The 13,647-nt window shown below is 39.0% G+C and carries 13 protein-coding genes; 2 read left to right on the top strand and 11 right to left on the bottom strand.

The genetic code is table 11. From position 1 onward, the window contains the following. Window positions 1–11: 11 nt before the first annotated feature. From BET01_RS06470 to BET01_RS06435, 8 genes are all read right to left on the bottom strand, one after another. The gene (locus BET01_RS06470; RefSeq protein WP_120195978.1) at window positions 12–215 is read right to left on the bottom strand and encodes a hypothetical protein; all 204 of its coding nucleotides are present in this window, start codon (window positions 213–215) and stop codon (window positions 12–14) included. An 84-nt stretch (window positions 216–299) separates the two neighbouring features. Further along, window positions 300–2,405 (bottom strand): BglG family transcription antiterminator, encoded by a 2,106-nt coding sequence (locus BET01_RS06465; RefSeq protein WP_120195977.1) that lies wholly within the window; start codon window positions 2,403–2,405, stop codon window positions 300–302. A 365-nt stretch (window positions 2,406–2,770) separates the two neighbouring features. Beyond that, entirely contained in the window at window positions 2,771–3,253 is a 483-nt protein-coding gene (locus BET01_RS06460; RefSeq protein ID WP_120195976.1) for a hypothetical protein, read from the bottom strand. Between the two features lie 474 nt (window positions 3,254–3,727). Continuing rightward, window positions 3,728–5,062, bottom strand: a complete 1,335-nt coding sequence (gene larC / locus BET01_RS06455; RefSeq protein ID WP_120195975.1) for a nickel pincer cofactor biosynthesis protein LarC — start codon at window positions 5,060–5,062, stop codon at window positions 3,728–3,730. A gap of 1 nt (window position 5,063) precedes the next feature. Next, the gene (gene larB / locus BET01_RS06450) at window positions 5,064–5,807 is read right to left on the bottom strand and encodes a nickel pincer cofactor biosynthesis protein LarB (RefSeq protein WP_120195997.1); all 744 of its coding nucleotides are present in this window, start codon (window positions 5,805–5,807) and stop codon (window positions 5,064–5,066) included. Between the two features lie 179 nt (window positions 5,808–5,986). Continuing rightward, the gene (locus tag BET01_RS06445) at window positions 5,987–6,169 is read right to left on the bottom strand and encodes a hypothetical protein (protein ID WP_120195974.1); all 183 of its coding nucleotides are present in this window, start codon (window positions 6,167–6,169) and stop codon (window positions 5,987–5,989) included. 114 nt (window positions 6,170–6,283) lie between these two features. Then, window positions 6,284–7,000 (bottom strand): biosynthetic peptidoglycan transglycosylase, encoded by a 717-nt coding sequence (locus BET01_RS06440; protein WP_120195973.1) that lies wholly within the window; start codon window positions 6,998–7,000, stop codon window positions 6,284–6,286. Between the two features lie 367 nt (window positions 7,001–7,367). Beyond that, window positions 7,368–7,925 carry a LytR/AlgR family response regulator transcription factor gene (locus BET01_RS06435; protein ID WP_120195972.1) on the bottom strand — a complete coding sequence of 186 codons (558 nt, stop codon included), beginning with the start codon at window positions 7,923–7,925 and terminating at the stop codon, window positions 7,368–7,370. Window positions 7,926–8,122: 197 nt separating this feature from the next. Between BET01_RS06435 and BET01_RS06430 the strand changes: the two genes are divergently transcribed. After that, window positions 8,123–8,314 carry a hypothetical protein gene (locus tag BET01_RS06430; RefSeq protein WP_120195996.1) on the top strand — a complete coding sequence of 64 codons (192 nt, stop codon included), beginning with the start codon at window positions 8,123–8,125 and terminating at the stop codon, window positions 8,312–8,314. A gap of 58 nt (window positions 8,315–8,372) precedes the next feature. On the opposite strand, the gene BET01_RS06425 is transcribed toward BET01_RS06430, so the two are convergent. From BET01_RS06425 to uxuA, 3 genes are all read right to left on the bottom strand, one after another. After that, a complete protein-coding gene (locus BET01_RS06425) occupies window positions 8,373–10,430 on the bottom strand; it encodes a methyl-accepting chemotaxis protein (RefSeq protein ID WP_120195971.1) in 2,058 nt (685 codons plus the stop codon). Window positions 10,431–10,695: 265 nt separating this feature from the next. Next, window positions 10,696–11,544: an SDR family oxidoreductase gene (locus tag BET01_RS06420; RefSeq protein ID WP_120195995.1), complete on the bottom strand. Its 849-nt coding sequence runs from the start codon at window positions 11,542–11,544 to the stop codon at window positions 10,696–10,698. A gap of 16 nt (window positions 11,545–11,560) precedes the next feature. Continuing rightward, window positions 11,561–12,616 carry a mannonate dehydratase gene (gene uxuA / locus BET01_RS06415; RefSeq protein ID WP_120195970.1) on the bottom strand — a complete coding sequence of 352 codons (1,056 nt, stop codon included), beginning with the start codon at window positions 12,614–12,616 and terminating at the stop codon, window positions 11,561–11,563. A 152-nt stretch (window positions 12,617–12,768) separates the two neighbouring features. Here uxuA and BET01_RS06410 point away from each other — a divergent pair, with 152 nt between their 5' ends. Next, window positions 12,769–13,647, top strand: a complete 879-nt coding sequence (locus BET01_RS06410) for an AraC family transcriptional regulator (RefSeq protein WP_120195969.1) — start codon at window positions 12,769–12,771, stop codon at window positions 13,645–13,647.

Here is a 13,647-nt window from a genome sequence, read left to right as displayed (position 1 = left end):
ATAAAGTGTTTCTAAGCCCGTCTTTCCAAAAGCTGCATAGCAAGCTCTTCTGGGGTTAACCCATTCTTCTCTGCAGCTTCTACAAATCTCCGAAGCTCTTCTCGCTCTTTCGCTACCACTAGCTGCCTTTTCCTATCTTGTAAATCTGTGATCTTTGTATCAATTTCTTTGATCTGTTCTTCCAGACTTATTTTACATAGTTCCTTAAGCATCATCTTTACCCTTCATAATAAGTATTTTATTAATTGAGGCCAATATCAAGATATAGCCCATTTTATCCTAACGTCCTGACTGGCCTGCTATATAATCAGCTGGTGTAGCTCTTCTACTGTATCTGCCTTCATAAATTTATTATAAGCTGCCTCATCAGAAAATAGAGCAGACAACTCTCTTAGTGCATCCAGATGGCTGTTTCCATCTGTACTTGCCAGTATAAAAAACAGATTAGCATATTTTTCTTCCGTAAAATAAACCTTTTCTCTTACCTTCAGCAATGACATGGACATCCATCGGACACCAGCTTCCGGTCTGGCATGGGGAATGGCAACTCCAGGGAACATCACAATGAAAGGACCCATGCTTTCTACAGAAAGTATCATGGCTTTCGTATAAGCCGGTTCAATACTTCCATCTTCCTCCAAGGGCTTTGCCGCCAGATAAATTGCTTCTTTCCAATCCTTTACCGAATCCAGGATCTTTATTCTGCCTTCTGTAAGCAATGCCTTTAACATATGGCATTCTTGTGTCCCATATTTGATTCTGACCTTGTTTGACTTAAAATATTCCTCTATCCTGACTCTTAGATGTTTACTGTCTTCCAAACAGACGGCTTCCTTTGAAATAGCTGTAATGTCCGTAAGAAAACGTAACAATTGCTCATCTTCGGGAAACTTATGCTTTGTCAGCTTCTTAATCCGATCTTTGTCATATTCGGTCAAAAACGTGTTCACCACTATGACTGGAATCCCATGCAATTCGATTGGTATTGTGGATACGACCATATCCATATACTCTAAAAACCTGGTCAAATCCTGAAACAAGGATGCAGTTAGTACTCTCGCCCCTGGCATAAGATTCTGAATCTGTCCCTGTAACAGGACACCAGAGTCAGAATTTCCCGCATACACCACCAAAATGCGAGGAGTTTGAACTGCGACATGTTTTACCTTATATAATCCTCCCAAAAAATTAATACTGAGAAGTATACAATCTTCTTCTGTCATTGATTCTTTCAGCTCTTCAATTTCTTCCATAGCTTTTTGCGTAAGTCCGATGATATGAATGTAATGTTTTTTTACTTCCAGGCTCAATCCATTACAAACCCAGAATCCATGTTTTTTCCTTAGAGTAATGCATTTTAAGCTGAGGGCCACACTTTTTAGCAATTCATTCTTATTCTCAAAAAACATTCCAACCAGTGCCTCAAACTTTTGCATGATCTGGTCCGCATAAAACAGTAGTGTTTCTTCCTTGATGTGTATGGAAGTAATATCATCCCCTGTCTCACAACAGACACAAACCAGCATCCTCGACAGACACTCTGTAAGTGCATTTTTGACCGCGTCAAAAACAGGCTTGCCCACTGTAGCATCTGAGGGTTTCTTCAATATTGCATCAACTACGCCTGATTTATAAAGAATGCTGCGTATCCGACAGTTATAGGCAAACATGAGATGATAATTGGGAATGTCCTCCTGAAAAATCAAATGTCCCAGATGAATCCTTCTACTAATCAAAGTACTAGAAGCACAAAATATGTAAAGAGCCTCACGATTGAGAGAAAAAGAAAACTTCTTTGATGCCTTAATCACCATGAGTCCAATGCTCTCGATATCCTTTTGTGAAAATTCAAACAAAGACATAGCCATCTCGTAGTTCTTAGGAAATAGTTCCGAAAAAATCTTCGAGGCCACCCATAAGCAAAGCTGGTAAATATTATACTCTTCCCCGTTTAGGGAATAGCCATGATTTCCAGTCGTATAAATAAGGTGGAATTTTTCCAGCATACGATTGACTCCAGCAAGATCCAAAATACATGTGTTTCTGCTAATGCGGAACCGCTCCATGATTTCATGAGTGGAAACATTCTTTTTTCGAATGAGCAATACAATGATATATATTCTTCTTTCTCTGGGAGAGTAATCAAATTCCTCATAATTTGATTTTGATAGCTGCGTTTTTAACTTTTCTTTTAAATCTCCTTTCCCTATGTAAAGTTCTCTCCGCTGTTGTAATGAATCCTCACCCAATTGATTCTCGTTCAACCAGATTTGGCAATTTTGTATAAGAAGATATGCTGCGCTTTTTGATATATTCAAATATTGCATTACCTCGTGTACACCAATGGGTGTATCACTATTTTTTGAGGCTTCAAGAATAACCCCCATTTGATAATTCAAACGCATAGTTTTCCTCTCTAAGTTCCAAGTCCCAAATTAGGATATGGATGCCATTGTACATTACATCTACAATAATGTTATATTCAAAACAGTGGTTCGTCAATATTATTCCATTAATTTGTTCTTTTAACTCAAAATATGTATTTTACTATATATTACTGTGTTTTTTTTAGATTTTTTTATATATTTTGCTCAATTTATGTTTTTATTTATAGCAATTTATCACTGGGATGTTGAATTTTCAGGAATCCCATTTAAAAAATCCCGAAAGATTCACACGGGTTCCATGCTCTTCTTTCAGGATTGCTTACTCTCTTTCATATGATCTTCCACAAGGATCCTTCTCTTTCGGAACTTACCAGCAAAAAATCTTATGAAGAGAGATTCAAAGACATAAAGAAGAACAGTACTTGCAGAACAATTGCAACTGATGCCAACCCTATGCATAGCGGCTTTGGATTAACAGTTTTCGGCGAAACGGAATAAACAATCATACAGATACCGAAAACGGCACCTATGAACAAACCAATCAAGCCGCCAAATACCATTCCAGTCAAAAGAAGAATTCCCGATAGTATATTAATCCAGTTTGGTACAGTCTTTATGGGGGTATAAGGCTTTTTGGAATTTACGTATACTCCGTCGACCGCAAGATCAATCTTGTTTCCAATTGCCGTCAGATGTAACATCTTTCCATCTACCTCAAAGGCATCATCAAACAATCGGATAAACCAGTTGGTATTCTGAACTAATGTAACGACACCGTCTACCAATCGCTTTCCTTTTATTAGCCCGGGAGTAAATACAATTTCATGTTCCTTCCCGTCTATCATAACATTCCAATTATACTTCAAAATCCAATCCTCCGATGTTCCTAAAAAATATTTTCAGATAATAACACAATACCTGTTATTCGTTAATACCATCACCTACGACCATACTGTTTTCAAGAAGCAAAAGAATGGGACTCGAATTACCTGTGTCGGTTTATTTCTATTCAGGTTCTATTCAAACCACACGACACAAACGAATAAACTGCTGGTAGAAATGGAGTAAAGTAAAAAATCTGACAACAGCTACACAGATAAAGACAATGACCCTATCCTTCCTAATTTATATTAAATTTTTAAAACTCACACCGAAAAATAAATCATTTATATAGTTATCGACCAGATGCTCCAAAATTATAGTTAAAAAACACATAATTTTTATTTTTAATCGTTTTTAACTCATTTTTTAACCAAAAATTGACAAAGTAATACGGCGGATCCATAATCTCAGCCATGGATCCGCCGTATGGTAGTTATTTATCATTTATGTGCTTCGCTTTAAGACCTATTAGATATCTGCCGGACTCTATCATAAACGGTTTGAAAATCCATGCCAGTTTGTTTACAGATTCTTCTTACACTTTCATACTCCGGATAGCAAAAGCTCCTGTCTTTCCAGGCACATACCTTTACTTCTACATCTCCCCATTCTGTTTCCACAACTTTGTTTTCCCGATCAAGGATGGTTCTTTCCACGGAATGTCTTCTAACTCCAATGGTTGTGGTTTGAAGAAACAAAAGATCTTCCATAACCTTTATCATATAATCTTTACAGAGAACTGAAATCATATAGGCAGGTCGGCTTTTTTTCATATAGATAGGTGTATTCCATACATCTGATGCTCCTGCTTCCAGCAAAGATTCCATGGCAAACCCTAACATCTCACCACTGCAATCATCAATATTAGCCTCCAACACCCACATCTTTTCTTCTGGCTTCTCTTCTAAAAGAATCATTGCCCTAAGTATATTCGCCTGCTTAAAGTCTTTTTTTCCAGCCCCCATACCTATTTTAAGAACTTGGAAGGAATCAGGCAAATCTGCTCTAGAACGTAGTCCCGCTGCAATGGCCGCACCCGTTGGTGTTACCATCTCTCCATTATTATCTGTAAAACGAAGTTTTAACCCATACTGGGAAGCAATGTTTACCGTCGCTGGAACTGGGACCGGAATAACACCATGCTGGCAGCGCACGGTTCCAAATCCTTCTGCCAGAGGTGAGACGACAACTTCCGTCAAACCCAGGTTATCCATACAAACTGCGGTACTGATAATATCTACGATAGAATCAATGGCTCCCACTTCATGGAAATGAACCTCATGAACCGGAATTGCATGTGCCTTTGACTCCGCCACTGCCACGATATCAAACATTCGCTTTGCCATATTCTTTACATTGTCTCCAGAATCAAGACGGTCAATGATTTCATAGATGTCTTGAATATTTCGGTGCATATGGCTGTGATCATTATTATCACTGTGACTGTGATCATCGCCGTGGCTGTGATCATCGTTATGATTGTGGTCATCGCCGTGGCTGTGATCATCGTTATGATTGTGGTCATCGCCGTGGTTGTGGCTACGTTCATGAGTACTACTTACTTCATAATCATGGCCAACATGATCATTTTCGTTTTCCAGATGAACATGAAAATCAAAGGCATCAATCCCATTTTTTTTCGTGCGTCCAAAATGAAGGTGATACCCATCTACATTTAGACTTTCCAATGCCTTTAAAAGTACTTCACGGTCCGCTCCCAAATCAAGAAGTGCACCTACTGTCATATCTCCGCTTATGCCTGAATTACATTCCAAATAAAGTATTTTCTTCATCTTATTTCTCCGCAATCCGATTGATTTGTGTAGCAATGTATCCAGCTCCGTACCCGTTGTCAATATTTACAACTGAGATCCCATTTGCACAGGAATTAAGCATGGTAAGCAAGGCGGATAGTCCATGAAAGCTGGCGCCATACCCGACTGAAGTCGGAACTGCTACGACCGGACATTCGGCTAAACCTGCGATCACAGTACCTAAGGCCCCCTCCATGCCAGCCGCCGCAATGATACAATTGGCTTTTGTAAGACGTTCTCTCTGGGACAACAATCTGTGGATACCGGCCACTCCCACATCATATATTCGGTCCACATAACAGCCGAAATATTCTGCGGTTTGGGCCGCTTCTTCGGCAACCGGAATATCTGCAGTTCCTCCGGTACAAACAGAGATCCAGCCTTTTTTTTCTTTGCCAGGTTTTTCTGCTTTTAATATTCTGGAAATAGGATCATAGGTTATCTGTGGTATGGCAGGCTTTATCAGCTCATATTGTTCTTTTGTCGCCCTAGTGCCAAAGACCTCCTCATCCCGTTCATATAACCGTTTATAAATTTCAACCAGATAAGAATCCGGTTTTCCCTGGCAAAATACGGTCTCTCCAAATCCAGAACGCAACTTTCTGTGATGATCAAGTTTCGCATACCCAAGTTCTTCATAGGGAAGATCCTTTAATAGTTTTTCTGCCGTATCCATATCCATCTCACCAGACTTTACCTGATGAAGCATGTCTCTAATATCCATAAACACCAACCTTTCCCCTAAATTAAAGAGTCCGCATCCCCGGAGGGTTTTATCATATAGGACGAACTTTCCTATATGATAAAAAAGATACCAGAAACAGTTATGTACATTCCCAAGGAATCCACATACCTTTCTGGTACCTGCTTTCATTTATAAGTGCCTGTTACGATATCCCGTTTTCATAATAAATCTCTTCCCATTATCTCTTCCAGCACAAGTACTTTGGCATCTTTTACCGGACTATGTATCTCCGGAGCTGATTTACTTCCGTTAAAATAGCTGTAGGATCCGGCACACAGCAGTATCACTATCAGGGCAAATACCAAAAGCATCAGCTTATTGTATAAATCCTTATTCTCCATACTGTTTCCCCTTTTCCTTTGTAATAATTATACTATGGGTCAGGACACTTCTTAGAACGACCTGTACTCAGATAATATTATTATACCTGCTGTTGCACCATTCTTCAAGCAAAATTAGTTGATTAACACAATCTGTTGGGCAACCGTTTCTGCTTCTTTTGAAGAAAAATATCCGCAGGCCTCCATTCTGGATATTACCTTTTTCTGTCTCATCTGAGCCAGTTTAAGGTTTTTTGTTGGAGCATATTTGGAAGGGGCATTGGGCACTCCTGCAAGAAGTGTGCTTTCATAATCTGACATATCTTTGGGAGGCTTATTAAAATAGCCTTTGCTGGCCTCACCAACGTTATAATATCCATCGCCAAAATAAATACCATTGACATAAAGTTCAAATATTTGTTCTTTTGTATAATGTTTCTCCAATTCAAAAGCCATAAGTACCTCTGCGATTTTTCTGGTAATTTCTTTATCTTGATTAAAAAACATATTCTTTGCTAGCTGTTGGGTTATAGTACTTCCTCCCTCAACATAACGCCCTGCCTGAATATCATGTAAAACTGCACGCCCAATGGCGATCAAATCAATTCCCTCATGTTTAAAAAAACGCTTATCTTCTACTGATACAACCGCATTAATATAGACATTTGGAAGATCTTTATAATAGGTATATTCATCTTTATCCTTCATGGCTTCCACACGTTCATTCAGATTATTCTCACTTAAAACGTTTTTGTAAAGCTCATAACCTTTATGTGCCACAGTGAAACCGGTTAATAGACAAACCGTGACAAACATAAACAATATTCTTCTTAATAAATTTCCGATTTTCATCCGTTCACTGCCTCCTTTTTAATCACATCTCTTTGCTACTGAATTAATTGTATCATAGACTTCCATTAAAATCAGGAATAATTCCTTATATTTACCTAAAGTTTTCGGAATGTTTATAACAAATTCATTACCATTTCTTACAATTAAAGGTATATTTTCACAAAAAAAAAAGACAGCGAATTCGGCAAAATTCACTGTCTTTCCTGATATGATAAAGATTTACAAGATATGTTTCATAGAAATCAAATGCCGAGAGAGGATTGATATCAGTTGTTTTTCTGATTGAGACAACGATACCATCTCTTTCTTGATCCCGCAATGCGCTTTGCACTTTTTGCACTTTTCGTTGCGCTTTTTCGACAAAATTCTACAAAAGCATGAAATTATTCTCCAGATACTCAAGATATCTTTTTTCAAATTTCTTTCTTCTTGCATCATTTATAAATAGAACCTCACCATTTTGCATTACAATGGTCTCCCCTTTTACAGTTCTCACATATTGCATATTTACTATATTATGTCGGTTGATACGGATGAATTGTTCCTTAGGAAGTCTCTTTTCCTCTTCATCTAACTTTGCCCGTATCCTTATTTTTCCGCTTTCTATCACCACACTTGTCTTCCGGTAATAGGACTCAAAAAAAATGATATCCCGAATGTCAAAAACCCAAGTTTGACCGTTAAAAAATGCAGTATATTTTTCTTTCATTTTAACCTGACTGATTATCTCCCCGCAGGAATCCGCTCCCCCTTTTGGATAAATCACAATTACATCGTATACGGTGCAATCCAACGTCGGAAGAAGCTTCTCTTCCATGGAATAATAATCGACCTTTAACAAATGTTTTCTGCTGCCGGCTATATTATCCCCCTGCAATTCAGGCAACTGCTGTTCATTTGACAAAAAGGCAATTTTCATCTTCATATCCCTCCATTACTCCATACTCTCTCTTGGACTTAATCGCCCCGCATGTTATATAACGATAAAAAAGAAAATTTATAACGCAAATAATGGATTTAATTTCTTCATGAATAATAACTGTTTTTTTTCCTTACACTAAACAAAAAGGAGCTAAAAATTAACAGCAGAAGGAGAAAAAAATGAAATCAGAAAAAGAAGAAATGAAGAAAGAAAAACGCCAAAGCTTAACGGCGAAAAATAATTATGATGTTGATATTCAGGCATGTTCCTCCATGGATTGTACCGGACTAATTCCTGCTACCCCGGGAACAGAAGAAGAAATGGAAGCATATGAAGATATTTACCATTACCTTCCCCATGCTAATACCGGTAAGAAGGATGAAACCAAATAAAATGATAAAAAAACAGCAATACCAAAAAGAAATTTCCTTTGGTATTGCTGTTATATTTTTATCGAATCTTAAACCGGCTCATCAGATGGCTTAAGTTTTCTGCCTGACCGGAAAGTTCCTCACTTGCTGCGGCACTTTCTTCGGCTGTGGCTGAGTTGCTTTGAACAACGGCTGAAATCTGCTCAATACCTGCTGTTACTTCTTTCACCTTATCACTCTGCTCTTTTAGTTCCTCAGCAGATTGTTCAATGGCTGAAACCATGCTTTTTGTTTCAGAAAGAATTGCATTTAAGGATTGTCCGGTTGAAGCAGCAAGACCAGTTCCCTTGTTTACTGCTAAAATCGTATCTGCAACAAGACTGGAAGTATCTTTTGCAGCATTGGCACTCTTTCCAGCAAGGTTTCTTACCTCATCAGCTACCACGGCAAAGCCTTTTCCCGCTTCTCCAGCACGAGCAGCTTCTACCGCTGCGTTGAGAGCAAGAATGTTAGTCTGGAATGCAATATCCTCAATCAGTTTATTGACCTTTTCAATTTCTTTTGATTTTCTGCTGATCTGATCCATGGAATCCATCATCTCATGCATCTTATCGTTGCCTTCTTCCATAGCTTTTCCAACGTGTCCAGCCTGCTTATTCAAACCTACTACGGAACTTGCAGTATTCATGAGACTAACGGATATCTCGTTGACAGAAGAGGAAAGCTCCTCAACTGCTGCTGCCTGCTCTACAGCACCCTGGCTTAAGTTCTGAGCTCCCTGGGAAACCTGAGCACTGCTCTTTGCAACTTCATCTGCGGAAATTTCTACTGTTTCCATCGTCTGAGAAAGCATCTTTTCCGTTCTCTGGATTGCCTGCTGGATCAATACATAATCACCCTTGAAATCTGTAATTTCAGAAGGGCGGAAATCTCCAGACGCAATCTTATCTAAGACTTTAATAATGGTGTGATTGGTATCTCTTACGCTCTGAACGTAATTGGAAGCCTCTTGTGCTAATAGACCAATCTCATCTTTACGGTTCACCACAGGAACTTCACTGTTTAAATCACCCTCTGATAACAGCTTCATTCGCTTTGCGATCTCTGAAATAGGTCCAGCAATTGGTGCAGCAAACCGGAATGCCATAATGCAACCTAATGCAACGGAAACAACCATCAAAATAGCCATTGCGGTAACTACCAAATAGATGGAAGTAGTCGTTTCATTAACCGGAGCAACAACCCCAAGAGCCCAACCATCGGCCCCAGTTACAGGGCTGTAATAGCAAAATCTTGAAACTCCCTTTAAATCATACTTTCCAATTCCGGATTTTCCAGAAATCATGGTCTGATACATACGTGCTGCGGACTGATAAGACTTATCCGTTTTTGACATCTCAATAAAGTTCTGACGCTCATTTACCATTTCAGGATTAATATTTGCAATCATGGTACCTGTATTATCAATCAAGAATGCATTGCCGGTGACACCAATGCGAAGATCCTTGATTAGATTGCTTAATACGGTGCCATCATAGGTTGCAACTAAGATTCCCAGATCATAAGGAGCTGCAACACGGATCACCAATTCGTTTTTATCGTCGAATTCTGTTGTCGAAACAGCAGTCTCTCCGTTTAAAGCCTTCTTTATGTAATCACGATCGGAATAATTATCTCCCACGTGTTCTCCGCTTGCGCTACGAGTAACCACTCCCTGCTGGGTAACTACTTCCAGATCCTTATAACCATAAAGTTTACTCTGGCCTGTGAGGTATTCCGTTACAACTCTTGAGTTAATGGATTTTAAGCTTCCACCCTGAGTACTGGCTTCAATGTTTGTCTTCATCTGTCCAAGATTTTGCACAACCAGACTATTTACAAGATTTCCAGTTGATCCCAGATCATTCTTTACAACATCTGTGATGCCTTTGTAGCTGACCGAGATACTGATAACCATATTAGTAACAGCCAGTGCGAGAATAATTGAGATGATGAATACAAGCATCTTCATCTTCAGTGATTTTAAGGAAAACAAAGCTACACCCGGTGCTCCCGCTTTTCCTTCTTTTCTCTTTTTCACTCCTTTCCCCTCTTTGTTACTTCTTTGAAACCATTTCTTTTCCCCCGATGCCTTCATAATTTTATGCTCCTTGTCTTGTCATTGGTGATATACCATTACAAATTATACATGGCTTTAACTATTATACGACATTTTGTAATAATTTGTCAACGCATCCATAAATTGACAACAATTTTACATAATACCCATATTTGACCAACATCATAAAATATAATAAAAAGATATCTTTTTATCATAGACGACAAAAAAAGATATCTTTTTATAAGTTATTATAATTAATTATTGAGTATCAGAATGCTCCTCAGTTCAAAACTCAAGTCATTTATACCCCGGAATAAGCGGAAAATCCGCCATCGATTGGAAGTACAACGCCTGTAATAAAGCTTGCAGCCTCCTGGTTTAAGAAAAACAAAAGTGCTCCGTTTAACTCAATTGCATCTCCAAATCTTCCCATTGGGGTAGCAGAAAGAATCTTCTCCGTTCTAGGGGTAGGAGAGCCATCTTCATGAAATAGCAGCTTCTCATTCTGCTGAGTAACGAAGAAACCTGGTGCTATGGCGTTAACACGGATTCCTACCTTGGAGAAATGAACCGCCAGCCACTGTGTAAAGTTACTGATGGCTGCTTTTGCTCCGCTGTAGGCCGGAATCTTTGTCAAAGGAGTGAATGCATTCATGGAAGAGATGTTTAAAATGCTGCATCCCTCTCTCCCAATCATATCCTTTGCGAAAATCTGGCAAGGAAGCAAGGTTCCTAAAAAGTTTAAATTAAAGACAAACTCAACTCCGGACTGGTCCAGATCAAAAAAGGATTTTACATCAGCCTCGATATCTCCCATTTCAAAGTATTCTTTATCTGTATTGGCTCTTGCATTGTTGCCGCCAGCTCCGTTAATTAAGATATCACAAGGGCCTAATTCCGCTAAGATACTGGCATGGACTTCTTCAAGACTGCTTCTTTCCAGTACGTTCGCCTTATAAGCTTTTGCTGTAAAGCCTTCCTTTTCAATGGAATCAGCGATTTCTTTAGCCGCCTGCTCATTTAGATCAAGAACCGCAACCTTCGCTCCTGCTTGAGCCAGTGTTCTGGCAAACATACCGCATAAGACACCGCCTGCTCCTGTTACAACTGCTACTTTTCCGCTTAAATCTGTTCCAAATGCCAATGCCATGTCATTGCCTCTTTTCTCATTTGCTTGTTTTTTCAATTGCTTCCCATAACCCATTTAAATAGGTAGCTCCTAGGGCACGGTCATAAAGCCCGTATCCAGCACGACCAGTCTCTCCCCAAATCATACGTCCATGATCTGGGCGCACATAACCATCAAATCCATTGTCGTGAAGTGCCTTTAAGATGGCAAACATATCAAGAGATCCACACTTGGATAAATGAGCGCGCTCTTCAAAGCCCTTGTTATCTTCAAGAACTTTTACATTTCTCGCATGTACAAAATGAACACGTCCCATAGCCGCATATTTAGCTGCCATCTTAACTACGTCATTTTGATTGGAGCACCCCAAAGAACCGGTGCAAAGGGTAATGCCATTATGAGAATCATCCACTAATCTTAAGAAACGGTCTAAGTTCTTCTCGTCTGTAATGATTCTTGGTAGGCCAAAGATACTCCAGCATGGGTCATCTTCATGGATTGCCATGTTGACGCCACATTCTGCTGCCACTGGGATGATTTTCTCAAGGAAATATTTTAAATTGTCCCAAAGATTCTCTTCGGACATAGAGTTATATTCACCTACTACTTGCTTGAGTTCTTCTCTTGTATAGCTGGAATCCCAGCCAGGAAGTGATAAATCACCATCTGACTCCAACGGATTGACTTTATCCACCTGATCCTGATAATAAACAAGTGTAGTCGAACCGTCTTCCAAAACATGATCAAGCTGAGTTCTTGTCCAGTCAAAAACAGGCATGAAGTTATAGCAGATACATTTGATCCCTGCTTCTGCTACTCGTCTGATATTTTCGCAGTAGTTTGCAATGTACTGATCTCTGCTTGGTTTTCCTAATTTAATATCTTCATGAACTGGTATGCTTTCAATTACTTCAAAAGCCAGACCTGCCTCTTCTGTTTCTTTCTTTAAATGAGCAATGGTTTCCCTGCTCCAAACCTCACCTACTGGGACATCATATACGGCTGTAACAATGGAATACATTCCTGGAATTTGTCTTATGTTCTGTAATGTAACCTTGTCATCGTCTCCATACCATCTAAATGATAATTTCATAAAATACCTCCTTCTCGTTCGGATCATTAGTATGAATTTAGTATATACAAAATACGGAAGGAATACCATGGATTAATTTGCCGTTCACATTGCAAAACTTGCGGTTGTAATCTATAATGAAAAGAAAAAATGATTATAATGGGAGGGATTACATGAAAAAAGAGTTGTCCACCGGCTTTAATGAGCGGCAGTATATGAATTCAGGAGAATTTGAAGTGTTTTTTTATAAAGATGCAAATTTAGATCATATTGTGGATCACAGTCACCCTCATTATGAATTTTACTTTTTCCTAAATGGAGATGTGACCTATGATGTGGAAGGAAACCAATACGCCCTTCAATACGGAGATTACTTACTCATCCCTCCTGGTGTAAAGCATCACCCCATTTTCCATTCCACGGATAAAAACTATCAGCGATTTGTTCTTTGGATTAGTCGAAATTATTACGAAACCATGTGCTCTTGGTCTGAAGATTATGCTTACAGTTTTCGTTATGCGGCTGAACATAAAAATCACCGGTTCCGTACGGATACTATCACCTTTCAAAACATCCAAGGTCGACTCTTGGATCTTCTAGAGGAGCTTCATGGTAACAAAGCCTTCCATAAACTAAATGCTGAACTTTTGGTTCACTCATTTCTGTTGCATATAAACCGAATTACCTATGATATGCTCCATCAGGTTCCAGTGGCTTATGAAAACGTGTTGTATTTAAATCTTTGTGACTACATCAATAACCATTTAAATGAGGATTTGTCCTTAGATCACCTGGCTTCCTTTTTTTACTCCAGCAAATTCCACATATCTCATGTCTTTAAAGACAATATGGGGATTTCCATTCACCAGTATATTATCAAGAAACGTCTGAGTGCAAGCAAAAATGGAATCCTTTCCGGGATTCCATTTAAAGAACTTTACCATCAATATGGATTTACAGATTATACCAGCTTTTACCGGGCATTTAAAAAGGAATTCGGCCTCTCCCCAAAGGAATTTCGGGAACAAAAGGGACTTCCGGAAGGATACTGA

The organism is Lacrimispora algidixylanolytica (genome assembly GCF_003609635.1).
GTDB lineage: Bacteria > Bacillota > Clostridia > Lachnospirales > Lachnospiraceae > Lacrimispora > Lacrimispora algidixylanolytica.
Note: the sequence above shows the minus strand (reverse complement) of the source record. Positions and strands in the feature narration are given on the sequence as shown.